This is a genomic window from Sphingobium nicotianae (assembly GCF_018603885.1).
GTDB lineage: Bacteria > Pseudomonadota > Alphaproteobacteria > Sphingomonadales > Sphingomonadaceae > Sphingobium > Sphingobium nicotianae.
On sequence record NZ_JAHGAW010000004.1, the window covers coordinates 153624 to 178263 of the forward strand.

At 66.5% G+C, this 24640-nt stretch carries 21 protein-coding genes and 2 pseudogenes; 13 read left to right on the top strand and 10 right to left on the bottom strand.

Annotation, left to right across the window (positions count from 1 at the left end; all coding sequences use genetic code 11):
* The first annotated feature begins 268 nt into the window (after nt 1-268).
* From KK488_RS07230 to KK488_RS21780, 7 genes and pseudogenes are all read left to right on the top strand, one after another.
* Nucleotides 269-898, top strand: coding sequence for a PEPxxWA-CTERM sorting domain-containing protein (locus KK488_RS07230; protein WP_250890155.1), 630 nt, complete (start codon nt 269-271; stop codon nt 896-898).
* A gap of 180 nt (nt 899-1078) precedes the next feature.
* A complete protein-coding gene (locus tag KK488_RS07235; RefSeq protein WP_349356857.1) occupies nt 1079-1663 on the top strand; it encodes an RNA polymerase sigma factor in 585 nt (194 codons plus the stop codon).
* Between the two features lie 9 nt (nt 1664-1672).
* Nucleotides 1673-2293: an anti-sigma factor family protein gene (locus KK488_RS07240; protein WP_214622486.1), complete on the top strand. Its 621-nt coding sequence runs from the start codon at nt 1673-1675 to the stop codon at nt 2291-2293.
* A complete protein-coding gene (locus KK488_RS07245; protein WP_349356858.1) occupies nt 2290-3501 on the top strand; it encodes a S8 family peptidase in 1212 nt (403 codons plus the stop codon). Before KK488_RS07240 ends, KK488_RS07245 begins: the two co-directional genes overlap by 4 nt.
* Nucleotides 3498-4208 carry a TorF family putative porin gene (locus KK488_RS07250; protein ID WP_214622487.1) on the top strand — a complete coding sequence of 237 codons (711 nt, stop codon included), beginning with the start codon at nt 3498-3500 and terminating at the stop codon, nt 4206-4208. Before KK488_RS07245 ends, KK488_RS07250 begins: the two co-directional genes overlap by 4 nt.
* 602 nt (nt 4209-4810) lie before the next feature.
* A pseudogene (locus KK488_RS21290) lies at nt 4811-5761 on the top strand (NF038122 family metalloprotease); the annotation flags it as partial.
* Between the two features lie 36 nt (nt 5762-5797).
* Nucleotides 5798-5899, top strand: a pseudogene (locus tag KK488_RS21780) (PEPxxWA-CTERM sorting domain-containing protein); the annotation flags it as partial.
* Nucleotides 5900-6084: 185 nt separating this feature from the next.
* Here the strand turns inward: KK488_RS21780 and KK488_RS07260 are convergent.
* Nucleotides 6085-6936, bottom strand: a complete 852-nt coding sequence (locus KK488_RS07260; RefSeq protein ID WP_214622488.1) for a hypothetical protein — start codon at nt 6934-6936, stop codon at nt 6085-6087.
* Nucleotides 6937-7193: 257 nt separating this feature from the next.
* Nucleotides 7194-7715 (bottom strand): nuclear transport factor 2 family protein, encoded by a 522-nt coding sequence (locus KK488_RS07265; RefSeq protein ID WP_214622489.1) that lies wholly within the window; start codon nt 7713-7715, stop codon nt 7194-7196.
* Between the two features lie 485 nt (nt 7716-8200).
* Between KK488_RS07265 and KK488_RS07270 the strand changes: the two genes are divergently transcribed.
* The 3 genes from KK488_RS07270 (at nt 8201) to aldA (ending at nt 11149) form a co-directional block, all read left to right on the top strand.
* Entirely contained in the window at nt 8201-9328 is a 1128-nt protein-coding gene (locus KK488_RS07270) for an aminotransferase class V-fold PLP-dependent enzyme (protein WP_214622490.1), read from the top strand.
* A gap of 70 nt (nt 9329-9398) precedes the next feature.
* A complete protein-coding gene (locus KK488_RS07275) occupies nt 9399-9587 on the top strand; it encodes a hypothetical protein (RefSeq protein ID WP_214622491.1) in 189 nt (62 codons plus the stop codon).
* A 134-nt stretch (nt 9588-9721) separates the two neighbouring features.
* Nucleotides 9722-11149, top strand: a complete 1428-nt coding sequence (gene aldA / locus KK488_RS07280; protein WP_214622492.1) for an aldehyde dehydrogenase — start codon at nt 9722-9724, stop codon at nt 11147-11149.
* Between the two features lie 200 nt (nt 11150-11349).
* On the opposite strand, the gene KK488_RS07285 is transcribed toward aldA, so the two are convergent.
* The 4 genes from KK488_RS07285 to lepA all read right to left on the bottom strand — a co-directional run bounded on the left by KK488_RS07285 (nt 11350) and on the right by lepA (nt 15876).
* Nucleotides 11350-11952 carry a hypothetical protein gene (locus KK488_RS07285; protein WP_250890157.1) on the bottom strand — a complete coding sequence of 201 codons (603 nt, stop codon included), beginning with the start codon at nt 11950-11952 and terminating at the stop codon, nt 11350-11352.
* The gene (locus KK488_RS07290; protein WP_214622493.1) at nt 11952-13124 is read right to left on the bottom strand and encodes a M48 family metallopeptidase; all 1173 of its coding nucleotides are present in this window, start codon (nt 13122-13124) and stop codon (nt 11952-11954) included. Before KK488_RS07290 ends, KK488_RS07285 begins: the two co-directional genes overlap by 1 nt.
* 23 nt (nt 13125-13147) lie before the next feature.
* Nucleotides 13148-13900, bottom strand: coding sequence for a hypothetical protein (locus KK488_RS07295; protein ID WP_250890158.1), 753 nt, complete (start codon nt 13898-13900; stop codon nt 13148-13150).
* A gap of 170 nt (nt 13901-14070) precedes the next feature.
* A complete protein-coding gene (lepA, locus tag KK488_RS07300; protein WP_214622494.1) occupies nt 14071-15876 on the bottom strand; it encodes a translation elongation factor 4 in 1806 nt (601 codons plus the stop codon).
* 95 nt (nt 15877-15971) lie between these two features.
* On the opposite strand from lepA, the gene KK488_RS07305 reads away from it, so the two are divergent.
* On the top strand, nt 15972-17747 hold the full coding sequence (locus KK488_RS07305; protein ID WP_250890159.1) for a tetratricopeptide repeat-containing sulfotransferase family protein: 1776 nt from the start codon (nt 15972-15974) through the stop codon (nt 17745-17747).
* A 174-nt stretch (nt 17748-17921) separates the two neighbouring features.
* Nucleotides 17922-18890, top strand: a complete 969-nt coding sequence (locus tag KK488_RS07310; RefSeq protein WP_214622495.1) for an SH3 domain-containing protein — start codon at nt 17922-17924, stop codon at nt 18888-18890.
* Between the two features lie 69 nt (nt 18891-18959).
* Here the strand turns inward: KK488_RS07310 and KK488_RS07315 are convergent, their stop codons facing one another.
* The 4 genes from KK488_RS07315 to KK488_RS07330 are packed head-to-tail and all read right to left on the bottom strand — an operon-like array spanning nt 18960 to nt 23080.
* Complete coding sequence (locus KK488_RS07315; protein ID WP_214622496.1) at nt 18960-19193, bottom strand: DNA translocase FtsK; 234 nt, start codon at nt 19191-19193, stop codon at nt 18960-18962.
* A 33-nt stretch (nt 19194-19226) separates the two neighbouring features.
* Nucleotides 19227-19766 (bottom strand): AAA family ATPase, encoded by a 540-nt coding sequence (locus KK488_RS07320; protein WP_250890160.1) that lies wholly within the window; start codon nt 19764-19766, stop codon nt 19227-19229.
* Entirely contained in the window at nt 19763-20332 is a 570-nt protein-coding gene (gene pnuC, locus KK488_RS07325) for a nicotinamide riboside transporter PnuC (RefSeq protein ID WP_214622497.1), read from the bottom strand. Before pnuC ends, KK488_RS07320 begins: the two co-directional genes overlap by 4 nt.
* A gap of 60 nt (nt 20333-20392) precedes the next feature.
* Complete coding sequence (locus tag KK488_RS07330) at nt 20393-23080, bottom strand: EAL domain-containing protein (RefSeq protein ID WP_214622498.1); 2688 nt, start codon at nt 23078-23080, stop codon at nt 20393-20395.
* A 190-nt stretch (nt 23081-23270) separates the two neighbouring features.
* On the opposite strand from KK488_RS07330, the gene KK488_RS07335 reads away from it, so the two are divergent.
* The gene (locus tag KK488_RS07335) at nt 23271-24569 is read left to right on the top strand and encodes an FAD-dependent oxidoreductase (RefSeq protein WP_214622499.1); all 1299 of its coding nucleotides are present in this window, start codon (nt 23271-23273) and stop codon (nt 24567-24569) included.
* Nucleotides 24570-24640: the final 71 nt, after the last annotated feature.

Consider the following 24640-nt stretch of genomic DNA (forward strand, 5'->3'; position numbering starts at 1 on the left):
CGCGAAGCGGTGGGAGGGTGAGGGTCTTCTGGACCTCGCCCCAGAGAAAGACCCTCATCCAACTGCGCCTAATTCGCTTCGCTCATAAGGCTGCGTATCCTTCTCCCGCTTGCGGGAGAAGGTTGGCGCGACCGCAACCAGTCGTCACCGCTACACCGCTCGTCGCAGGGCGGCGAATTTGATTAACGCTCTTTGAACCCCCGGCGGCGGCCTCGCCACTAACCCCGTGACGTCATCGTGGGATCGACGTTTCATGGGAGAGCTACACATGCACAAACTGCTATCGGCCGCGGCGCTCGCCGGCCTCATGCTTGCCGCGAGTCCGGCCCTTGCCGGGATCGTCACCGACGAGACCGGCTTCCTGCCCACTTACACCGGCCCGCAGCAGGCCGATCTCGACGTCACCAGGTTCAGCGTCGCGTGGGACAGCGTCAGCCAGATGTTCCAGCTCTCCTCGACGATGGCCGGCACGATCGATCTGGGCGCGCCGGGCTTCTACATCATCGGCGTCAACACCGGCTCGGCGGGGCCGAGCCCGTTCGCGGGCATCGGCCAGCCCAACGTGATCTTCAACACGGTGATCCGGATCAACAAGGTCGGCGCGAGCACAGTCAACGGCCATAACCTGACGCCGAGCTTCGCGGGCGATACGTTCGACGTGTGGGTGCCGCTGAGCTTCCTGCCCGCCGCGGCCAACGGCTTCACGCCGATTGACTATGGCTTCAACATCTGGCCGCGCAGCGGCGCGGGCGGCACCGAAGTGATCAGCGACTTCGCGCCGAACAATGCCAATCTGACCGCCGTGCCCGAGCCGGCGAGCTGGGCGCTGATGATCGGCGGCCTGGCGCTGGCCGGCGGCATGATGCGCCGTCGCGTGGCGCGCGTCGCCTTCGCCTGACCCCCACGGGGCCAGCCAGACCTCCAAGAAGGTGGCCCCGCCTGTCCGGCTCCCGCGCATCGACGGGAGCCGGACAGCGCATCCCGCTCCGCCGCATTTTCTGCACCGCGCTTGAACCAGGCGTCGGCAAGGGCGCACTAATGCGCGCAGGCGGACTCACGGGGAGGCGGAACGGACAGCGTGTCGGGCGATCGGCGTCGACAGATCGAAGCGGAGCGGCGGAGCGGCGAGGCGGACCTGCTCGCGCGCGTGCGGCTGCGCGATCTCGCCGCGTTCGAGGGGCTGTACCGGCTCTATCATCCGCGCCTCAGCCGCTTCGTGACCAGCCTCGTGCGCCGTCATCCGCTGGTCGAGGAAGTCGTCAACGACACGATGATGGTGCTGTGGGACAAGCCGGAGAGCTATGGCGGCCAAGCCAAGCTCTCGACCTGGCTCTATGCCATCGCCTATCGCAAGGCGATCCGCGCGCGGCTGCGCCAGGACGAGCCGGTCGAGGACGGGCACCGGCCCGAGCTGGGCGACGATGATGCACCGCCCGATCGCGACTTCGGCCGCAGGCGCGCCGCCGCGATCCTGCAAAGCGCGATCGAGGAACTTTCGCCCGATCACCGCGCCGTCGTCCATCTCACCTATTTTCAGGAGATCGGGTATCGGGAGATCGCCGATATTTTGGGCTGCCCGGTCGACACGGTGAAGACACGCATGTTTCATGCCCGCCGCCATCTGAAGCGCAAGCTCAGCGGCGAGCTGGCCGACTGGATCTAGGAAGCAACGATGGGCAATGTCATTCCACTCCACGGCGACCCGCACGAGACCACGCAGCGGCTGATGCCCTGGTTCCTCACCGACATGCTCGATCCGGCCGAGCATGCGCTGGTCGAGGGCCATCTCGCGAGCTGCGCCGAGTGCGCGGCCGAGCTGATAAGCGAGGAGCGGCTGCGCATCGACCTGCTGGCACTGCCGGGCGCGCCGGCGGGCGACTGGGCGGCGCTGCGCGACCGCGCTCTGGCGAGCCAGCCCCGGCCGGGCTGGTGGGCCTCGCGCGGCCTTGCCTCGCGCGTCGGCCTGATCGCGGCGGGGCAGGCGGCGATCCTGCTGCTCGGCATCGGTGTCTATGACCGGCTGCGCCCGGCGCCGCAGGCGGAGTATCATGCGCTGAGCGCGCCGCAGCCGGCGGCGCACACCGGCAACATCATCCTGATCTTCCGCCCCGACAGTCGCGAGCGGGCGATGCGCGCCGCGCTCGATGCGGTCGGCGCGCGGCTGGTCGACGGGCCGACCGCGGCCGGCGCCTATGTGCTGGCTGTGCCGCAGGCGCGGCGCGATGCGGCGCTCGACCTGCTGCGCAAGCGGCCCGACATCGTGCTGGCCCAGCCGATCGACGCCGCGCCGTGACGATCCGGGCGCTCCTTGCCGCGCTCTGCCTGCTGCTCGCGCCTTTGGCGGCGGCGCGCGCGCAGGCGCCGGCGGCGGTGGAGCGGCAGATCATGGTCATGCTGCGCCTCGCACCGCCGCATCTGCGCGCCGGGGCCGATTATGGCGGCGGCTATGGCGACGATGCCGCGCGGGGCGCGCGCGCCCGCATCGCCGCCCGTCTGGCGCGCGCCCACGGGCTGGCGCTCGTCACCAACTGGGCGATGCCGATCCTCGGCGTCGATTGCTTCATCATGACCGTGCCCGGCGGTCGCTCGGTGGATGCCGCCGCCGCCGAGATCGCGCGCGATCCACAGGTGAGCTGGTCCGAGCCGGTCGGCCTTTATTCCGCGCAGGCCCAGGCCGGCAAAGCGGGGGCGGGCCATGACGACGCCCTGTTCGCGGCCCAGCCGGCCGCCGCGATATGGCATCTGGCGGCGCTCCACGCCTGGCGCACCGGCAAGGGCGTGTCGGTCGCGGTGATCGACAGCGGCGTGGATGCGCGCCATCCCGATCTTGCCGGCCAGATCGCCTTGTCGCGCAATTTCGTGGACGGCGCCGCTGTGCCGGAAAATCACGGCACGGCGATCGCCGGCATCATCGCGGCGCGCGCCGACAACAAGGTCGGCATCGCCGGCATCGCGCCGGGCGCGCGCATCCTGGCGCTGCGGGCCTGCTGGCAGCGCGCGGCGCAGACGCTGTGCGACAGCCTCAGCCTCGCCAAGGCGATCCAGTTCGCGATCGAGCAGCGCGTGCCGATCCTCAATCTCAGCCTGGCCGGGCCGCCGGGCCGCCTGCTCACCAGCCTGCTGCGCATCGGCCTCGATCGCGGGCTGACCGTCGTGGCCGCCTATGATCCGGCGCTGGCCGATGGCGGCTTCCCGGCCTCGATGCCCGGCGTGGTCGCGGTCAGCGATAATGCTGACAGGCTCGCCAATCGCTCTGTATACAGCGCGCCGGGGCGCGATGTCCCGGCACCGGCTCCGGGGGGGCGATGGTCACTGGTCGATGGCAGCTCCTTCTCGGCGGCGCATGTGAGCGGCCTGTTCGCGCTGCTGCGCGAGAAGCCGGGGATGCCGCTCAGGCTGGCCGCGAGCCGCAGCGCGGGCGGCGACATCGATATCTGCGCGACATTCGCGCCGTCCGGCGCGCCTGCCGGCTGTGGTGGTCTGGCCGGGCCTGCCCGGTGAGGCCTGCCAGCGCCGGCCGCCGGGCCGGTCTGTTCGTCGCGCTCGCGCTTGCCGCGCCCGCGCCGGCGCAGCTCAGCTTCGGCGCCAGTGTCGCGAGCGACTCCCGGTTGCGCGGCCATTCGCGCAGCCAGGGCCGTCCCGCCGCCAGCGCCAGCATTGGCTATGATGATGCCTCCGGCCTGTTTGCGAGCGGTAGCGGCACCGTGTTCCTCGCGCCCGGCAACGAAGGCGTGCGCTGGATGGGCGGCGTCGTCGCGCTCGGCTATGCCCAGCGTCTGCGTGATGGGCTGTCAGTCGAGCTTGGCGCTCTGCGCGCGCAATATTCGCGGGCCAGCTATGGCCGCCCCGCCGGTTACAGCGAGCTGTTCGCAGGCCTCTCCGGGCGTGTCCTGTCAGCCCGCATCGCTTTCTCGCCGGACTATCTGCGCCCCGGCGTCGCCATGCTCTATGGCCAGGTCGAGGCTGTCACCCGGCCGGCGACCGACTGGCGCCTGTTCGGTCATGTCGGCGCGCTCACCCGGCTCGGCGGCATGCCGGCCTTCCCGATCTCCGCCACCCAATATGACTGGCGCGCCGGCATCGGCCGCGTCGCGGGCAAGTTCGATCTTGAACTGAGCCTGTCGAGCGGCGGACCCGATCGCGATTATTACGGCCAGCAGATGCACACGAAGACCGCGCTGGTCGGGGCGGTGAGCGTCGCCTTCTAGGACGCGCGGACAAATAGGATACGGCTACCCAGAGATATCGTTCAAGAAGGCGACCGTCGGGACGCGACCGGTTATCCGTCATTCCCGCGCACGCGGGAATCCAGTTCCACGCTGCCGCTGAGCCGCAAGGTCACAGCTGGATTCCCGCGTACGCGGGAATGACGAGGAGCGGTGGCGCAAAGGGTCCGCCGCCCACCCAGTTTCGGCCGTCCACTTCGCTCGCGCGCTGTCCCCATAGCGGCCCACCATCCCTACCGCCAATTTGGCCATGCGCCCTGGGCGGGGGCTGGCTGGCGACTCGCCCTTGCGGTCCGGTTGCCCGATCGGGTGAAACATTCATCGCTCATATGTCCCGATCCGGGGCGGTCCGTGCGACTCGCGGGATGATGCAGGGCGGGAAGGATTTCTGCGTTCTTCCCACGGCCGTTCATATTTGGTAAATATGTCCTTAACGGCACGTCTCTCCTTCTTGGGAGGCGATGCCGCAGGGGCGCAGATCAAATAAAAAAAGATCTGTCGATCGGGATGGTCCCGGTTGATTCAGTAGTCATGTGGGAGCGACTGCAATGCGACACCTGAAAGCACTCGCGGCTGGCGCCGCGATGGTGGGCTTTGCGTTCACGGCAAGCACGCCGGCGAACGCCGTCAATTTCAACTTCACCTTCACGGCCGGCACCAGCGCGCAGGCGCAGGCGGCCTTCCTCCAGGCGGGCCAACTCTGGGCCGACATCTTCACCGACAATATCACCGTCGATCTGACCGTGGGCACCGCCGCGCTCGGCCCGGGCATCCTTGGCCAGGCCGGCTCGCGCAGCTTCACCATCGACTATTCGACCTTCAAGCTGGCCATGGGCCTCGACGCGACCAGCGCCGCGGATGCGACCGCCAATGCTCACCTGCCGGGCGGATCGTCCTTCCCGCTGCTGATCAACCGCACGTCGAACAATCCCAACGGCGCCGGCTCGGCCACGCCCTATGTCGACAATGATGGCGACGCCAACAACTCGACCATCTATTTCTCGGCGGCCAATGCCAAGGCGCTGGGCTTCACGACGCCGAACGGCACGATCAGCGGCTGCACGGTGACGTGCGATGCGTTCATCCAGTTCAGCACCTTGTTCAACTTCGACTATGACCGCAGCAACGGCATCGACGCCAACGCCTATGACTTCATCGGCGTCGCGGCGCACGAGATCGGCCATGCGCTGGGCTTCACCAGCGGCGTCGACGTGCTCGACAATAACAGCCCGCCGATCAACGGCCCGTTCAGCGACAATCAGTTCACCTTCGTGAAGCCGCTCGACCTGTTCCGCTACTCGGCACAGAGCGAGGCGCTTGGCGTGATCGACTGGACTGCCGACAATCGCGACAAATATTTCTCGATCGATGGCGGCGCGACGGTCGGCCCGCTCTTCTCGACCGGCACCAATTTCGGTGACGGCCGTCAGGCGAGCCACTGGAAGGACAGCCTCAACATCGGCATCATGGACCCGACGGCCGGTCTGGGTGAGTTTCTGAGCATCACCGGCAACGACAAGCTGGCGCTGGACGTGGTCGGCTGGGATCTCAAGCAAGCCTCGCCGCCGACGCCGGGCGTGCCCGAGCCGGCGACCTGGGCGATGATGATCGGCGGCTTCGCGCTCGCCGGTGTCGCGATGCGCCGCCGCAAGGTTGCCGTCAGCTTCGTCTGATCGCGCTAAGGTGAATTGGGAGGCGCCGTTGCCCGGTCGGGTGGCGGCGCCTCTCATTTGCGACTAGGGCGCGTGGACAAATTCGGGATGGGGGCTATCCGTAGATATCGTCCAGAAGCGGCCTGTCAGGATACAACCCGATTGCGGACATCCGAGAGATGTTCGCCTCCATCCCCGGGGATCTGTCAGTTTGTTAAGTTCTCATCGCCGGGAATTACGATACGTCGCCTATAGACCGCCGCAGTCGGCATTCCCCGCGCGTCCAAAGCAGGCCGAAAGCGTGCCCTCTCTATCAACAGCGCGCAGATGAGGGTATTAAGCTGCGGGCGATCATAGGGACCATTGGTTATTTTGCATTGGTTAGCTTGCCCATTTGACCCTACTTGGAGTGCAAAGGACACATAAGTAGTGGGCTTGTTGGCTACCATGTCGTCCGGGATGTCTTCTCGGACTATCCATGGTGCTCCAATCGGCTCAACGGTCCGCCAGCGGCTGATGGCTGGAGCCGGCGGGACCTGACTGACCCCGACAGGACTCGGCTCGCCATTGCGCGCTGATGCTTCAATTATCGTGCACCGACGTAGGACCAAAAAATACGCATTCTTGGTATATTGCCAAGCGGTACGGTCATTCCGAACGGCTGCCGCCAAGCCACGTGGATCGGTCCCGGGCGAAATCAAAGTTACGAATTTTGAAGCGACCTGGGCCACTTTGACATTGTCAGCACAGTTGCTGCCTTCAAGCTCAAGCTCGAGCGTGATTTTCCAGACCTTGCCCAAACGATCATGAAAAATTCTCGCCTTTCTGGAGGGGGGCGGATCATTCACCCGGCCTTCGGTGACGACATCCTCTCGCCGCTGACCCCCGATAAGTACCATCTGCCAGCGACCTCCCAATGATGAGATCATCTGCTTGGCACGCTGTACGGTAAAACCAAAGTCCGGGTGACCGTTAAAGCGGCCATCAGCCACCCTGAATGGCGTCGCTTGATCGTTGGGACTGATCATGCTCAACAAGAGTGCTACAGCGAAAATCATGATCGCCTTTGGGGTGGGAATTGATCCAGATTGTCGAAAGAAGATTGTCGGTTCGTTAAACCGGCGAGGAGTTTCCGCGAACCTGCGATAGCGGGGTCGGAAATGCGGCAACCCGTGCGTCTGCAATCCACCCCAAACTCGCCATTTAGGCCCAACGGACTGTCACCTGAAACCGGGCGTTCGTTCAGCGTCGGAATTTGTCCACGCGGCCTGGATGGAAACATATTCATGGGGACTCAATCTGTGCAGGATAATCGCTATTCCGCAGCGGCCGCCGCCCGCGCATCCTCGCCCCAGGCGCGCTTTTCGCCCTGCCAGGGCACCTGCCCATTGATCCACAGGTCGACATAGACGCTCTTGAAGCGCCACTCGCCGTCCGTGTCCTTCACCGCCAGCGTGTCCCAGGTGCCCATGCCGAACACGCGATTCTCGAAGGTGACGACGTCATGCTGCAGGATCGACCAGAAGCATTTGATGCGCACGCCGGGCGTTCCGTCCTCGGCCGTGTCCGGGTTCATCAGCACCTGGCTCATGCGATGCTGGCGGCCGAGATAATGGTTGGGCCGTTCGTACCAGAGCGAGTCCGTCGCGCGCTTGAGGCCTTCGCGGCCATGGCAGCGCCCCTGCGGCCAATGCTCCAGCCAGCCATCCTCGGTGAAGCACATCGCATAGCCCTCGAAGTCGCCCGTATCGAGCGCCCAGGCGTAGCGCGCCATCAGCTCCTCGATCTCGACCCGGTCTTCCAGCGGCACCTTGAGCGCCATCGCGCCTCTCCTCATTGTCTCTCCTGATAGGTATCTTCCGCCGCGGCGTGGCGCCGGTCAAGGGCGCTCGCATCGGCCGGTTAAGCTCTTGCTCATCCTTCTTGCGATAGTCTTGCCGCATTGGAGGAATGGACTCGTGATTGCACGGATGTTCAGTGGACAGCGCGGCGCCAGGGCGCTCGAATATGGGTTGGTGACGGCGCTGGTCGGCGCGGCCGGGCTGGTCGCGCTGGCCTCGGTCACGCTCGCCTGACCGTTACGGCCGCGCGGCTCTGCCGCCCGGGAAGGACCATGCCGCGCGCGCGGCGTTCGCGCCTTCGCCCTCATCGTCCCGGCCGGTTTCGAACCTGCCGATCCGCTCATCGGGCGGTCTCGCGCGCGGTCATTCCAGATGGCGCGGAAGGAGCGTATATAATTTCTTCGCCCGCCCGATCGGCAAGCCTGATTGACTGTCCGGCCGGTTCGTGAAATCGGGCCTCGCGAGGACTAGGAGACCTGCAATGCCCGCCCTGCGCCCAGATATCGATCCCGACGGCCTGCTCGAATATTCGGTCGTCTTCACCGACCGCTCGCTCAATCATATGAGCCAGTCCTTCCAGGGCGTGATGCGCGACATCCACGCCATCCTGTGCGAGGTGTACGCAGCGGATCGCGCGGTCGTCGTGCCCGGCGGCGGCACCTATGCGATGGAAGCCGTCGCCCGCCAGTTCGCCACCGACGCGAATGTCATGGTCATCCGCAACGGCTTCTTCTCCTATCGCTGGACGCAGATCTTCGAGGCCGGCTCGATCCCCGCGTCCGAGACGGTGATGATGGCGCGCCGCACCGGCAACGGCGCGGCCGACGCGCCCTTTGCGCCCGCGCCGATCGACGAGGTCGTCGCGCGCATCAAGGCCGACAAGCCCGATCTGGTCTTCGCGCCGCATGTCGAGACCGCCTCGGGCATGATCCTGCCGGACGATTATCTGCGCGCCGTCGCGGACGCCATCCACGAGGTGGGCGGCCTGTTCGTGCTGGATTGCATCGCGTCGGGCTGCGTCTGGGTCGACATGAAGGCGACCGGCGTCGACGTGCTGATCTCCGCGCCGCAGAAGGGCTGGTCCGCGCCGCCCTCGGCCGGTCTCGTCATGCTCAACGAGCGGGCGCTGAAGCGGCTGCGCGCGACCAGGTCGACCAGCTTCGCGATCGATCTGGGCAAGTGGAACGGCATCATGGAGGCCTATCTGAACGGCGGCCATGCCTATCACGCGACCATGCCGACGGACTCGCTGCGCACGCTGCGCGGCGCGATGCTGGAGACGAAGGAGATCGGCTTCGCCAAGCTCGCCGCCGCGCAATGGGAGCAGGGCAATGCCGTGCGCAAGATGCTGGCCGATCGCGGCTTCAAGTCCGTCGCGGCCGAGGGCTTCGGCGCGCCGGGCGTCGTCGTCTCGTTCACCGACGATCCCGAGATCCAGACCGGCAAGAAATTCCTCGGCCTCGGCCTTCAGATCGCCGCCGGCGTGCCGCTGATGGTGGAGGAAGGCCCGGACTATAAGAGCTTCCGCCTCGGCCTGTTCGGTCTCGACAAGCTCAAGGACGTACCGGCCAGCGTCGCGCGCCTGGAGGCCGCGTTCGACGCGCTGTAGGGCGCGCATCCAGGGCTGGCGGAATCGCGCAAAACGACTAGGCTCCTGCCAAACAGCAGGAGACGATGCCATGTTCGTGAAGTTCACCAGTCCCGACAGACTGCCCGTGGCCGTCAATGCCACGCAGATTTCCTTCATCTCGCCGGTCGAGGACGGCACCCGCATCCGCTTCGGCGAGGGGCGCAGCGTGACCGTGATCGAGCCGATCGACGAGATCATGGACCGGCTCAACCGGACGAACCAGCTGCCCGAAGGCTAGGCGCCGCCTCCCACCCATATCCGTCGCCTGCGCGCGCAGGCGGCGTCCGCGCCATGGATTTCTCCAAGACGGGTTGAGTGTTGGCGCGCGCCGGGGCATATCCGATTCGTTAACATGTTAAGGGAGAGGCTTGCATGCTCGCCAATTATATCGACGGTCGTTTCGTTGAGGCGCAGGGCGCCACCCCGATCCCGGTGCTCAATCCGGCGCGCGGCACCGTGATCACGCACATCCCGGATTCGCCCCGCGCCGTGGTCGACGAGGCGATCGACGCCGCCCGCCGCGCCCAGCCCGGCTGGGGCAAGCTCACCAACAGCGAGCGCGCCGTCTATCTGCGCCGCATCGCCGCCAGGCTGCGCGACAATGAAGATGCGCTGTCGCACACGCTCACCGAGGAGATCGGCAAGCTGCGCGATCTGGCGCGGGGCGAGGTGGCGACCACCGCCAACTTCCTCGACTATATGGCCGAGTGGGCGCTGCGCATCGAGGGCGAAATCCTGCCCAGCGAGCGGCGCGGCGAGACCATCCTGATGCAGCGAAAGCCGATGGGCGTGGTCGGCGGCATCCTGCCGTGGAACTTCCCCTTCTTCCTGATCGCGCGCAAGGCCGGACCGGCGCTGCTGACGGGCAACACGATCGTCATCAAGCCGAGCGAGGAGACGCCCGGCAATGCCGACTTCTTCGCCCGCCTGCTCGACGAATGCGACCTGCCGCCCGGCGTGTTTAACATCGTCCACGGCACCGGCAAGACGGTGGGCGAGGGGATCTCCAGCCACAAGGGGATCGACATGGTGAGCTTCACCGGCAGCGTGCCCACCGGCATCGAGATCATGAAGCAGGCCGCCGCCAACGTCACCAAGGTCAATCTCGAGCTGGGCGGCAAGGCGCCGGCGATCGTCATGAACGATGCCGATCTCGACATCGCCATCCCCGCCATCCGCATCTCGCGCATCCTCAACAACGGCCAGGTCTGCAACTGCGCCGAGCGCGTCTATGTCCAGCGCGGCATCGCCGACGAGTTCACCGACCGGCTGGTGAAGGCGATGCGCGACGTGACCTATGGCGATCCGCTCGGCAACGCCCCGGTCGACATGGGCCCGATGATCCACGAGAAGGCCGCGCTGCGCATCGCCGGCATGATCGAGACATCGGTGGGCGAGGGCGCCACGCTGCTGACCGGCGGCAAGCATGTCGAGCAGGGCGGCGGCCATTATATCGAGCCGACCGTGCTCACCGGCTGCGCGCAGGACAGCGACATGATCCAGAAGGAGATTTTTGGGCCCGTCATGCCGATCCACGTCGTCGACGAGCTGGACGAGGCGATCGCCAAGGCCAATGACAGCGAGTTCGGCCTGACCTCCTCCATCTACACCCGCTCGCTCTCCAACATCCTCAAGACCACCGCCGAGCTCAACTTCGGCGAGACCTATGTGAACCGCGAGAATATGGAGGCGATGCAGGGCTACCACGCCGGCATGCGCAAATCCGGCATCGGCGGCGCGGACGGCAAGCACGGCCTGCTCGAATATACCCAGACGCAGATGGTCTATCTGCAGAATTGAGGGGCAGGCAGGCCACGTCGGACTGGTCCCACCCCGTCCTGCCCCGCGCGGGAGAGGGTGGGGGGGTTGGCCTCGGAGCCACGCGTCTTCTGAAGGCCGTCGCATGTCATCGTCCCGGTCGTGTCGAACGAAGGCGAGACCCCTGAGGCTGCGCACCGGCCGCGCGTCGAGGCCGGCGTCCATCCGCCGCCCTTCCGGCGCTAACGCAGTCTCGCCGACGTCACCAAGGCACGGAAGTCGTTTTCGCTCCTGGCGAAATAGCCAAGGCGCGGCGCCTCGAACGTCATCATGAAGAGCTTGCCGTCGATGATGGCGGCATGCGCTTCGCCCCTGCGGGTCAGCTGGTCCTCGTCCGTGAATTCATAGGTGAAGAAGACGCCGTCGCGTCCGAGAAACGTCGCAGCCTGCGTCGAGAGCAGCTTGAAGGCACCGCTGTTCTTGTAGGTGCGATGCGTACCCTCCAGCAATTCCGGCACCTCCACCAGCAGTGTCGTGCGGGTGAATTTAGGCAGCGGTGCGTGCTTCTTGCTTCTTTCCTTCACCAGCGGATTGCCGGGCGCAATGCCGGCGAAGAAGGTCACATCGTTGAGTTGCTCGCCGTCCAGCGTCCATGTCTCGGTATTCTTCCCGATCTTCTTGCCAAGACTGTTCCAGTCGCGCGAGGGCGTGACGGTCACGGACGACCCGGCGACCGTGACCGCCGCGCCCTGAACGCGCAGCTTGTGGGCCCGGGCCATCGTCGAAAGGGCCAGCAAGGAGAGCGTGGCGATCGCCAGCGCGAATCCGGAGCGACGGAGCATCATTATTCGGTCCCCTTCCCGGGCAGCATCATGCGGATCATGCCGGCATCCGATGCGTCCGGCTTCAGGGCGAGATAGGTGCGCAGGGCCTTCTGTCCTGTGGTGGGTTGACCCGTCTTCATCAGCGCCAGTCCCAATCCGCGATAGGCTTCCGGCCTCGCCGGACCGATCTCGATCGCCTTGGCGTAGAAGTCGGCGGCATTAGCCAGGTCGCGCTGGTTGCCTCGGGTGCGATAGAGTTCGGCGCGGGCAAACCAAAGGTCGGCTGTCCACCCGCCCGTCGCGAGCGACTGAATGATATATTCGCTCGCGCCGAAGTCATTCAGCTTGATCTGGTCGTCCAGGAACAGCGGGAGCCAGGGCGCAAGGGCGGCGCGATAGCGCGCGGCCCCATCGTCCCGCACAGCACCCTCCGGTACGGCCAGGTCGGCGAGATAAGCGGCACGCTCGCCCTCCGGCGGGTGGGACGCCGTGAAGGCGATCTTGTTGAAGTCGGGCTTCTTCAGCCCTTTCGCCCGAGCCGACGCCTCGATCTCGGCCATGAGGTTCTGCCAGACCAGCGCCGCAGCCTGTGGCCGCAGGTGGCTCTCGTTCAGATAGCCGATGCCAAGCCTGTCGGCTTCTCGTTCCTGATTTCTCTGATAGCGGAAGAGGTTGCCATAGATCGACAGTTCGAGATCCCCATACGCCCTGCGCGTATGGTAGGTCGGGGCGAAGCTGGCGAGCACGGCCGCCCAGGCCAGCACGTCGGTCCCGCCCCGTTGCGCCTTGAAGCCTTCCAGGAAATGTCGCCGCTCGAAATGGCCGAATTCATGGCCGAGCACCGCCGCCAACTCGGCTTCGTTGTGAACCCTCAGAAGCAAGCCGCTCAGGACACGCATCGTGCCATTGGGTGACATGGACGCGTTGAATGTGGGCTCCCGCATGATGTAGACGCGAACGGACCGGCATCGTTCTTCCCCGATCGCGTCACAGAGCACGTGCTTCACGTAGCCTGTCAGCGTTTCGTCGTGGATAACGAGATTCGAGGCTGCGAGCTTTCGCTCGCTTTCGTCATCCTCGCGCCACCAGCCGATCTCATCGACGCCTTGAGGCTGGTAAGCGCCCGCATAGGGCGGGGGCACCGGCGCGGTCGCCGCGCCGGCCTGCTGCGCCAGAAGCAGGCCCAGCGTCATTGCGAGCCTTGCCATGCGGGCGCTCACGGGGCGTCTGTCTTGCCGATGTCGCTCCCCGGAAAGTCCTCGAGCAACTGACGCACGCGCTTTTCCGAGCCGTCCTTCTCGCGAACGTCCCCGCCCATCTCGGCATCGGCGTTGAGCCAGAGCAGGTCGCCGGTCCTGAGGTCGACAAGTCCCGCATATCCCAGATGTTCGCCGGAGGTCACGGCGACACCGCCAAGCATCGCAAAGACCTGCAGCACCTTGCGGCCGGTCGAGCCGTAGGCGTCCTTGTTGTAGATGAAGAGGCCATAGTCGGCGTTTCGCGCGCCGGGGAGGGCGGCGACGCCCTCGCCGAGCGACCAGTCGAACATGTCTGCCTTGTTGTCCCGCTTCTTCGTGGGCAGCCGGTTCCCGACGAAGAACTGATATTCGATCACGGACCGGGAGACCGCGGCAAACAGCGCCATATGCTCCTCAAGATTGCGGGCCTCGTCGCCATAGGCCTCGGGCGCGACGACCACCGCATTGCCAAGCCGTGCCTGGAACCGATCGAGCGCAGCCTGAATGTTCGCCTTCGCCTGCTCGGTCCATGCCGCATTGGGCTCGAACAGTCCTCCCATCGACTGCTCACCGACGCTCACCGACGGGCGGAAGAGCAGGATCGTCTTGTTGGTCTTCGCAGCGAGCTTGAAGCCCTGTTTGACGGCCGACCGCTCCTGCGCACTGACCGGAGCAGTCACGAGCAAAGCCAGGCCGGCCGCGCAGGCGAGCCAGAACGCAGAATATCTCAAAGGAGCCCCCTCCCTCCATCATCTCTCATGGGACCATGAGAGATATAGCAGCTTAGCTATAGAGGCGAGCTGGCCGCAAGATGTCTTAGTCCACCAGGAAGATAACACCGACCGTTATGGATCGTTTTCCATGACGGGCCGTGTCCGAACCAGCAGCCGCCGCTCCGACCCTACCCCTCATCCCCCATCCGCAACGCGGCGATGAAGGCCTCCTGCGGGATCTGCACGCTGCCATATTCGCGCATGCGCTTCTTGCCCTCTTTCTGCTTCTCCAGCAGCTTCTTCTTGCGGGTGATGTCGCCGCCATAGCATTTGGCGGTGACGTCCTTGCGCATCGCGGCGATGGTCTCGCGGGCGATCACCTTACCGCCGATCGCGGCCTGGATCGGGATCTTGAACAGGTGGCGGGGGATCAGGTCCTTCAGGCGCTCGCACATGTGGCGGCCGCGCGCCTCGGCGGCGCTGCGGTGGACGATCATGCTGAGCGCGTCGACCGGCTCGTTGTTGACGAGGATGCTCATCTTGACGAGGTCGCCCTCGCGCGTGCCGATCTGGTGATAGTCGAAGCTGGCATAGCCGCGGGAGATGGACTTGAGGCGATCGTAGAAGTCGAACACCACCTCGTTGAGCGGCAGCTCGTAGGTCGCCTGCGCGCGGCCGCCGACATAGGTGAGGTTCTTCTGGATGCCGCGCCGGTCCTGGCAGAGCTTGAGGATGGAGCCGAGATATTCGTCGGGCACATAGATGACCGCCTCGATCCACGGCTCCTCGATCGTCTCGATATGGTTGGGGTCGGGCATGTCGGCGGGGTTGTGCAGGTGGCGCACCGTCCCGTCGCGCATGTGCATCTCATAGACCACGCTCGGCGCCGTCGTGATCAGGTCGAGGTCATATTCGCGCGTCAGCCGCTCCTGGATGATCTCCAGGTGGAGCAGGCCGAGGAAGCCGCAGCGGAAGCCGAAGCCGAGCGCCGCGCTGGTCTCCATCTCGAAGGAGAAGCTGGCGTCGTTGAGGCGCAGCTTGCTGATGCTCTCGCGCAGCTTCTCGAAATCCGCCGCGTCGACCGGGAAGAGGCCGCAGAACACCACCGGCTGCACTTCCTTGAAGCCGGGGAGGGGCTGGGCGGCGCCGTTCTTGACGGTGGTGATCGTGTCGCCCACGCGCGTCTCGGTGATGTCCTTGATCTGCGCGGTGATGAAGCCGATCTCGCCGGCGGCCAGCTCGTCGAGCTGTTCGATCTTGGGGCGCATGCAGCCGACGCGGTCGACCAGATGCTCGGTGCCGCCGATCATGAACTTGATCTGCGCGCCTTTCCGCAGGACGCCGTTGACGACGCGCACGAGGATGACGACGCCCAGATAGGGGTCGTACCAGCTGTCGACCAGCATCGCCTCCAGCGGCGCGGCGCGGTCGCCCTTGGGCGGCGGGATGCGCCTGACGATGGCTTCCAGCACTTCGTCGATGCCGATGCCGGACTTGGCGCTGGTCATCACCGCGTCGCTGGCGTCGAGGCCGATCACGTCCTCGATTTCGGCGCGGACCTTCTCCGGCTCGGCGGCGGGCAGGTCGATCTTGTTGATGACGGGCACGATCTCATGATCATGCTCGATCGACTGATAGACGTTGGCGAGCGTCTGCGCTTCCACGCCCTGCGCGGCGTCCACCACCAGCAGCGCGCCCTCGCAGGCGGCGAGGCTGCGGGAGACCTCATAGGCGAAGTCGACATGGCCCGGCGTGTCCATGAGGTTGAGCTCATAGGTCTGGCCGTCGCTCGCCTTGTAGTCGAGGCGCACGGTCTGCGCCTTGATGGTGATCCCGCGCTCCTTCTCGATATCCATGTTATCAAGGACTTGCGCCGTCATCTCGCGGTCGGTGAGGCCGCCGGTGCGCTGGATGAGGCGGTCGGCGAGCGTCGACTTGCCATGGTCGATGTGCGCGATGATGCTGAAGTTGCGGATGAGGGCCAGGTCGGTCATCCGCGCCCGATAGCAGCGGGCCGCGACAAAGCAAAGTGGAGCGCGACTGGACGCGCCGCTTGACAAGGCTGGCGAGGCGCGCAGACCCGGCAATCATGTCGATCCCCGCCCAGACCGACCGGCTCATCGCCACCGGCCGCGCCCATCTGCGCGCCGGGCGGCTGAGCGAGGCGGTGCAGGCATTGTTCGAGGCGACGCGGCAGGCGCCGCAGTCGGTCGCCGCGTGGAGCAGCCTCGCCCATGCGCTGCGCCGGGGCGGCAAGGGTGCGGAGAGCATCGCTGCGCATATGCGGGCGCTGCAGGCCTCGGCGAGCGATCCGGCGCTGGCGCCTGCCGCACAGGCGATGGCGGCGGGCGACCTTGCAGCGGCGCACCGCATCCTCGCCGCGCGCCTCACCGCCGAGCCGGACGACGTGCCGACATTGCATCTCTTCGCGCAGGTCGCCGGGCGGATCGGCAAGCAGGATCAGGGCTTCGCGCTGCTGGCGCGCGCCATCGAGCTGGCGCCGCCGTTCGAGCCGGCGCTGGCGCTGGCGCGGCGCTTCCTGGATGCGATGGCCCCGGCCGAGGCTCTCGCCGTGGTCGAGGCGCAGCTGGCGCGCCAGCCCGGGCATCCGGGCTATCGCAGCTTCAAGGCCGGGCTGCTGGAGCGGGCGGGCGATTATGACGGGGCGATCGCGCTGCACCGGGCATTGCTCGCCGACGCGCCGCAGAGCCCGGGCGGATGGACGGCGCTCGGCCATGTGCTGGAGATGACCGGGCGCACGCAGGAGGCGATCGCCGCCTATCGCCGCGCGCTGGCGATCGCGCCGGCCCATGGCGAGGCCTGGTGGTCGCTGGCCAACATCAAGGCCAATCGCTTCGCCCCGGATGATGTGGCGGCGATGCGCGCGCTGCTTGCCCGGCCGGACCTGCCGCCGCAGGCGCGGATGCTGACCGACTTCGCGCTCGGCAAGGCGCTGGAGGATGCGGGCGAGCCGGACGCTGCCTTCGTGCACTATGCGCAGGGCAATGCGCTGCGACGCCAGCAGCGGCCCTATGATCATGCGGTGACGCTCGATCAGCTGGACCGCGCGCGGCGTCTGTTCAGGGCGGATTTTTTCGCGGCGCGGGAGGGGCAGGGCGATCGCGCGCCCGATCCGATCTTCATCGTCGGCCTGCCGCGCTCGGGCTCGACCCTGGTGGAGCAGATCCTCGCGTCCCATCCGGCAGTGGAGGGGACGATGGAACTGCCGCATCTGCCGCGCATCGCCGGGCGGATCGGGCGCTATCCCGAGGGGCTGGCCGATCTGGACGGGGAGGCGCTCAGCGGGATCGGCCGGGATTATCTGGCGCAGAGCGCGGCCCATCGCCATGACGGCAAGCCGCATTTCATCGACAAACTTCCGGCCAATTTCCGCCATGTCGGCTTGATCCGTGCGGCGCTGCCCCACGCGAAGATCATCGACGTGCGCCGCCATCCGCTGGCCTGCGGCTTCTCCTGCTTCCGGCAATATTTCGCCAGCGGCTTCGACTTCGCCAACGACCTCACCGACCTTGGCGAATATTATCGCGCCTATGTCGCGCTGATGGTGCATTGGGACGCGGTGCTGCCGGGCCATGTCCACCGCATCTTCTATGAGGAGCTGGTCGCCGACATGCCGGGCGAGGTCGAGCGCCTGCTCGCTTATGTCGGCCTGCCGTTCGACGCAGCCTGTCTGCGCCCGCACGAGACGGCCCGCGCCGTCCGCACGCCGAGCGCGAGCCAGGTGCGCCAGCCGCTGTATCGCGAAGGTTTGGAGAGCTGGCGCGCGTTCGCGCCATGGCTGGGGCCGCTCGAGGCGGCTCTGGGCGATGTGCTGGCCCGTTACCCCGCCGCGCCGCAGGCATAGGTAAGCCTTTTGCGGGACGTCCATTTCATCCAAGACGCGCCGCGACGGGCATGACAATGGCGCGTCGTCACATAGTGTTGAGCTTGTGTGCGAAGACCGCTGTGATAAACATGATTCTTGGGTTTCTGGGGTGAGCCGAGACCGGCTCAACGTCTTTGTGGGTGAGGTGGAAAAATGAGGGGTTTTGGCAGAGTCGTTCTCGGCGTCGCGGCATTCGCGGTCGCCGGCCAGCCGGTCCTTGCGGAACCGAAGCAGGCCAAGCCGTCCAATGCGCAGAAGCTGCAGACCAAAGCGGCGCAGGACGTGCCCCATTGCGATCGCAAGCTCGGCACCATCTCGATCACCGATGGCGACGATCCCTATGGCTGGCGCCAGTATAATCTGGCCTCGCCGCAGAAGCTGCTGCGCGTGCTCGTGCAGCGCTCCGGCTGCTTCAATCTGGTCGATCGTGGTGCCGGCCTCAACGCAGCGCAGACCGAGCGTGGCATCGGCAGCAATCTCGGCCTGCAGCGCGGCTCGAATGTCGGCCAGAACCAGATCAAGGCGGCCGACTATGTGCTGGTCGCCGAAGTGCAGGCGGCCAACAGCAATGCGCAGGGCAGCGGCGCGGCCGGTGCCGTCGGCGGCATGCTCGGCGGCGTCGCCGGCGGCATCCTCGGCGGCATCCGCAGCAAGAAGCTGGAAGCCAATACGGTGCTGAGCGTCACCAATGTCCGCACCACCGAGACGGTCGCGGTGACCGAGGGCTATGCGGCCAAGAACGACATCAGCTTCGGGGCGGGCGGCGGCTTCTTCGGCGGTGTCGCGGCGGGGGCGGTCGGCGGCGGCTATGACAATACCGATATCGGCCGCGTCGTGACGCTGGCGTTCATCGATGCCTATTCCAAGCTGGTGACCGAGCTGGGCGGGGTCAGCTCCAGCTCATTCGGCGCGGCCGAGGCAAGCCCGCGCCAGAGCTTCCAGGCGCAGGTGAAAGCGAACATGCGCAAGACCCCGTCGGCGCAAGGCGCCGTCATCCGGGCGCTGCCGCCGGGCTCGATCGTCTTCCCGACCGGCAGCAAGAACGGCCTGTGGTGGGAAGTCGCCGACGAGAACGACAATGTCGGCTGGGTGCTGAACACCAATCTCGCGCCGGCGCGCTGAGCCGAGGCATTGCGGTATGAAAGGGGCGGGCTGCGGGTCCGCCCTTTTTCGTTGGGGCGCGTGAAACGCTCAGGGATTGATGATCAGGCCAGGCGGTTCGGGCGGCAGATCGTGGCGGCCCCAGGGCATGATCGAACGGGAGCCGATCACGCCTTCCCGCGCCATCCGTGCGACCAGCCGGGCCGCGCTGTTATAACCGAGGCGCAGTTCCCGCTGCAGTCGGCTGACCGACGCGCTCTGGCTGGCGCGAACCAGAGCGCAGGCGCGCCGATAGAGCTCGTCGTCGTCGTGGGGACTCGGCATGGCGCCATTTTGCCATGTCTCGCGCAGGCCGTCTCAGGAAATCCCGGGGTTCGGCGCGAGGCCGGCGCGCTTGATCGTATCGCACGCGCCGGCGAACCGCTCCGCCTCGCCGCCGGAGATCAGGACGTAAGGAAGATGCCGCCGGTCGAGCTCGGCCCGACATAGCGCGAAGAAGCGTTCCTGATCGCCGCGGTCCGGGAACATGCGGACGTCATCGCCGATCCAGGGCAGGTCGATGTCCATCAGCAGGTAGAGCTGGCCGACCTCGGCAAAGGCGTCCAGCGCCGCGATGCGATGGCCGAACAGCATCATGCTCCAGGCTGCGGTCATCACCGGGTCGGTATCCTGGATGAGCAGGCCATGCGCCTGCGGCTCCAGCGCACGCCGAGCTGCGACATGGCCGTCCATGATCGCGATCAGATCGGCGGGGCCGAGGTCCGTGCCATGCTCCTCGCAATAGGTGCGGCCATATTCGGGCAGCCAGACGGTGCCATAATGCGCCGCGAGGCGCGCGCAGAGCGTGGACTTGCCCGTGCTTTCCGGGCCGTGGAGAACGACGCTGGGCAGGCTCATGCCGCCGCGATCCGGCGCCGGGTGCGGATCCATTCGATGAGGCCCGCGACCGAGATCAGCAGGAAGACGCCGTAGAGGCCAGAGGTCAGCTGCAGTCCCTTCTGCCAGTAAAGCGGAATGGCGAGCGCATCCACGATGATCCACCAGATCCAGTTGTCGATGTAACGCCGCGCCAGCAGGAGCTGCGCAAGGACGCTGCACATCGCGACACTGGCATCCCAATAGGGGAAGGCCGCATCGGTCTGCTTGTGCATGAGCAGGCCCCAGCCGAGGCTCGCCGCGATGGCCCCGCTCGCCCAGATCAGAAATCCGCGCCGCCCGAGCCAGCGCACCGGTACGCCCGCATCCTGCGTGCGCGCATTGTTCCAGTTGAGCCAGCCATAGACGTTGAGCGCGAGGAAGAAGAGCTGCAGCAGCATGTCGCTGTAGAGCTTGGCCTCGAGGAAGATGAGAAAATAGAGCGACACCATCGCGATGCCGAGCGGATAGTTCCAGAGGCTTCGCCGGACGATCAGGAGGATGTTCGCCAATCCCAGGATGACGGCGATGATCTCCAGATTGCTCACACCGACGAGCCATATCGGGCGCGCGTCACTCTGTCGATATGGGCAGGTCAGGCAGCGACGTCAGCTCGCTTCTTTCCATTTGTCGCGGTAGAAATCGACCGCATCGACCGCGGCGGCGCGCTTCTGCTCGACATCCTTGTCGCGCTCGACGGGCGCACGGACGCGCTCGATGTCGATCGCCATCTCGAACTCGATGCCCATCCGGTCGCCCTGCGACCAGCGGCACGTGCCGCTCACGACATAGTCCTTGCCCAGTTCGATCAGGAAGACCGTCCCCGGTGGAACGTCCAGCAGGCCCTCGATCATCGCGCCGTTCGGCGAGACGTTGCGGATGCGTCCGGGATAGGCATGGCCGTCATGCCCGAGCATGACCGAGCGCAACATGGTCATGCGCGGCTTGCGGCTCGCCTTGTGGCCGGCGGCCTGGGCACGGCCCGTGCCGTTGTCGAGCAGGGCCATCGTCTCTTCCACGCTGGCCGGACGGCCATAGACATAGCCCTGGACGTGGCTGCAGCCGAGCGAGCGGATCAGCGCCAGCTCGTCGAGGGTCTCGGCCCCCTCGGCCGTCGTCTCCATGCCGAGCGCCTCGGCCAGGCTGACGATCGACTTCACGATCGCGGCATTGCGGCTGCCCTTGATCGCGGCGCCGCGCACGAAGCTCTGGTCGATCTTGATCTTGTCGAACGGCGCGGTCTTGAGATAGCCCAGCGCGGAATAGCCGGTGCCAAAATCGTCGAGCGCAAGGCGCACGCCGATGCTCTTGAGCGCCGCGAACATGCCATCGGTGTTCGAGCCGTCGGCCAGGAACACGCCTTCGGTGATCTCCAGCTCGAGCCGGCTCGCCGACAGGCCGGCATTGGCGAGTGCGCTCATGACCAGCGAGGGCAGCGCCGGGTTGGCGAACTGGATCGGCGAGACATTCACCGCGACGCGCGTACCGTCCGGCCAACGCGTGGCCTCGCTGCAGGCGGTGCGCAGCACCCACTCGCCCAGCGCGCCGATGAGACCCGCCTCTTCGGCGATCGGGATGAAGATCGAGGGCGAGATCGGCCCCCTCGACGGGTGGTGCCAGCGGACCAGCGCCTCGAAGCCGGTGATGCGCTCCGTGCTCGCGCAGACGACCGGTTGATATTCCAGATACAGTCCGCCGACGACCAGGGCATGGCGCAGATCCTGCTCCAGCTGGCGGCGATCCTCGGCGTCGGCATGCATGGCCGATGCGTAGAAGCGGAAGGCGCCGCGACCGTCCGCCTTGGCGGCATAGAGGGCGAGATCGGCGTTGCGGGTCAGCGTCTCGGTGTTGGTGCCGTCGGTCGGCGCGATGGCGATGCCGATCGAGACGCCGATGATGACCTGGCTGCCGTCGATCGAATAAGGCTGCGAGACGGTGTGGATGATCGACTGGGCGAGCTTGGTGAGCTCCATCTGGTCGGACATGCTCGGCAGCACGATCTTGAACTCGTCGCCGCCCAGGCGGCCGACCTTGCCGCTGGTGCCGATCAGGCGCAGCAGCCGTTGCGCGACCTGGCGCAGCAGCGCGTCGCCGGCCGGGTGGCCCATCGTGTCATTCACTTCCTTGAAGCGATCGAGATCGAGCAGGAGCAGCGCACACTCATTGTACATGCCGCGCTTGCCATTGACCGCCTGCTCCAGCGTGTTGAGCATCTGGACGCGATTGGCGAGGCCGGTGAGGGAATCGAAGCTGGCAAGCCGCGCGATTTCGGCCTGCGAGCGGCGCATCTCCGTGAGGTCCGCGCCGCTGCCGCGGAAGCCGAGGAACTGGCCAAACGGGGTCACCACCGGCTGGCCGGAGATCGACCACCAGAGCTCCTCGCGGCTGTCCGCCGCCTCGACCTGCAGTTCGGTGAAGCTGGTGCGTGCGGAGAAATGGAAGCCGAGCGTGCGCTGCCCCTCGCTGGGCGCGTCGGGCTTGGGCTGCGCGATGAGGCTGGAGAAGGGCAAGCCGATCACGTCCTGCGCCTTGCGGCCGATCTGCGCCGCGAGCGTGTCCGACACATAGCTCACATGGCCCATGCGGTCGGTCTCCCAGAACCAGCTGCGCCCCGATTGCTCGAGATCGACGAGGAACGCCTTGGCCTGATCTCCGGTCAGGCCGCTCTGGCGGACATGGGCCGTCGCGCGGCGGCTGATCCGATATTCCACCGCCATGATGATCAGGACGCCCGCCGCGAAGATGAGGAGCGGGGTGACCAGCGCGATGACGGGGATATTGCCGATGAAGGCGATGATGCCGCCCAGCCCGTACGCCATGCTGAGGATGCGCTGGCGCCCGAAGATGGCGACGGCGAGCAAGGCGGGCGTCAGGGTCACGACCATGAGCTTGAACGCGATGCTGCCCAATATGGCAGCGGCGGAGGTTGTGAACAGGGCGCTCGACAAGCCGATGAACGGCGCGGCGATGATGAGCTGCTGATTGGGCGACAATCGTGCGAAGGCGGGCAGGCGCGGTACCGTCAGGATCGCCGCGTCGATGAACGTCAAGGCGCCCAGAAAGACGAGGAAATCCCGCTCCGGTATCATGGAGCTGATCTGGGACCAGCCGATCGCCTGACAGAGCAGAACGGCGCGGGCGACCATGAGCAGCGGCCAGCTCGTCGAGATGAGGCGGATGGCGCGTGCCAGGGCCTCGAGCGCGTCGCCGTCCCGCTCGTCGGCGGCACCGATCATGGCATACCAATCCGGTCGATTGTCCGGTTTCGATGGCGTCTTGGGACGGACGATGCTCATGCCGCGCCGATGCCACGGCACCCCTTGCAGAAGCGTTACCGGTCGCCCGCGAGCGGATGATTTTACATGCGCGCGACGAGATCCGGCCGACGCCCGTGCGCCAATTCCGCTCTTGCGCGGGGCGCATGCCGGACTAGGCTGGCGGTGCCGGAACGATGGCACAGCGCCCGAGTCCGCAGGAGAGCCCGCCATGCGCCATATCGCCATCATCGGGTCCGGACCGGCCGGCTACTACACGGCCGAAGCCTGCCAGAAGGAATTTGGCGAGGCGGTCCAGATCGACATCATCGACCGGCTGCCGGTGCCCTTCGGCCTCATCCGTTCGGGCGTCGCGCCGGACCATCAGTCGATCAAGGCGGTCTCGCGGCGTTATGAAGCCGTGGCGCTGACCGACAATGTCCGCTTCGTCGGCAAGCTCGGCATCGGCCAGGATGTCAGCATTCCGGAGCTGCTTGCGCTGTATGACGCGGTCGTGCTGGCGACCGGCGCGCCGTCGGACAAGCCGCTCGGCGTTCCCGGCGATGACCTGCCGGGCGTGATCGGCAGCGCTGCCTTCGTCGGCTGGTACAATGGCCATCCCGATTTCGCGGAGCTCGCGCCGGCGATCGATGGCGCGGATGTCGTCATCATCGGCAACGGCAATGTCGCGCTGGATTGCGCGCGCATCCTCGCCAAGAGCGCGGCCGAGTTCGAGGGCAGCGACATTGTCGGCCATGCCCATGCGGCGCTGACCGGCGCGCAGCCGCGCTCCATCAGCATCCTTGGCCGGCGCGGGCCGCAGCAGATCGCGATGACGCCCAAGGAGCTGGGCGAGCTCGGGCATCTCGAGCGCGCCTCGGTCCATGTCGATCCGGCCGACCTACCGCCGCCCGAAAGCGACGCCGTGCTGGAGCCGGGGCAGCGCAAGTCGGTCGCGCTGCTGCGCGAGTTCGCGCGGACGGAGGAGGCCAAGGCATTGCCGGTCCGCTTCACCTTCTTCGTCCAGTCGGTGCGGGTGGAGGGGAACGGCCATGCCGAGCGACTTATCGTCGAGCGGACGCAACTGGGTGCCAATGGCGAGGCGGTCGGTACTGGCGAGATTCGGGCGATCCCGGCGGACATGATCATCAGTTGCATCGGCTATCGCACCTCGCCGATCCCGGACGTGCCCTATGACGAGCAGCGTGGCCGCTTCGCCAATGTCGACGGCCGCATCCAGCCCGGCCTCTATTGCGTCGGCTGGGCGCGACGCGGGCCGACCGGCACGATCGGCACCAACAAGCCCGATGGCTTCCTGATCGCGGAGGAAATCGCCAGGGACCAGCCGCAAGCGGCCGGCAAGCAGGGCCGCGCGGGACTCGACGCGCTGATCGCCGCGCGCGGGCTCGCCATCGTCACGTTCCGCGAGTGGCAGAAGATCGACCTCGCCGAGATTGAGCGCGCACGGGCCGGCTCGCCGCGCGAGAAATTCGTGCGGGTCGAGGATATGGTGACGGCGAGCAGGGGTTAGGCTCGGCGAAGAGCCAGTCGATGAACTTCCGGAATTTGCTGCCGTCCGCTCGCCGCTCTCCGTGGCCGGCG

Coding starts and splice junctions, on each gene's coding strand:
- KK488_RS07290 (WP_214622493.1), bottom strand. CDS start 13,124: ATGACGCTGGGCCTGCTTCTGGCGCAGCAGGCCGGCGCGGCGACCGCG.
- KK488_RS07330 (WP_214622498.1), bottom strand. CDS start 23,080: ATGAGCATCGTCCGTCCCAAGACGCCATCGAAACCGGACAATCGACCG.
- KK488_RS07275 (WP_214622491.1), top strand. CDS start 9,399: ATGTTCGTGAAGTTCACCAGTCCCGACAGACTGCCCGTGGCCGTCAAT.
- KK488_RS07240 (WP_214622486.1), top strand. CDS start 1,673: ATGGGCAATGTCATTCCACTCCACGGCGACCCGCACGAGACCACGCAG.
- KK488_RS07335 (WP_214622499.1), top strand. CDS start 23,271: ATGCGCCATATCGCCATCATCGGGTCCGGACCGGCCGGCTACTACACG.
- KK488_RS07315 (WP_214622496.1), bottom strand. CDS start 19,193: ATGCCGAGTCCCCACGACGACGACGAGCTCTATCGGCGCGCCTGCGCT.
- aldA (WP_214622492.1), top strand. CDS start 9,722: ATGCTCGCCAATTATATCGACGGTCGTTTCGTTGAGGCGCAGGGCGCC.
- KK488_RS07310 (WP_214622495.1), top strand. CDS start 17,922: ATGAGGGGTTTTGGCAGAGTCGTTCTCGGCGTCGCGGCATTCGCGGTC.
- KK488_RS07230 (WP_250890155.1), top strand. CDS start 269: ATGCACAAACTGCTATCGGCCGCGGCGCTCGCCGGCCTCATGCTTGCC.
- lepA (WP_214622494.1), bottom strand. CDS start 15,876: ATGACCGACCTGGCCCTCATCCGCAACTTCAGCATCATCGCGCACATC.
- KK488_RS07320 (WP_250890160.1), bottom strand. CDS start 19,766: ATGAGCCTGCCCAGCGTCGTTCTCCACGGCCCGGAAAGCACGGGCAAG.
- KK488_RS07265 (WP_214622489.1), bottom strand. CDS start 7,715: ATGAGGAGAGGCGCGATGGCGCTCAAGGTGCCGCTGGAAGACCGGGTC.
- KK488_RS07260 (WP_214622488.1), bottom strand. CDS start 6,936: ATGATTTTCGCTGTAGCACTCTTGTTGAGCATGATCAGTCCCAACGAT.
- KK488_RS07285 (WP_250890157.1), bottom strand. CDS start 11,952: ATGATGCTCCGTCGCTCCGGATTCGCGCTGGCGATCGCCACGCTCTCC.
- KK488_RS07270 (WP_214622490.1), top strand. CDS start 8,201: ATGCCCGCCCTGCGCCCAGATATCGATCCCGACGGCCTGCTCGAATAT.
- KK488_RS07305 (WP_250890159.1), top strand. CDS start 15,972: ATGTCGATCCCCGCCCAGACCGACCGGCTCATCGCCACCGGCCGCGCC.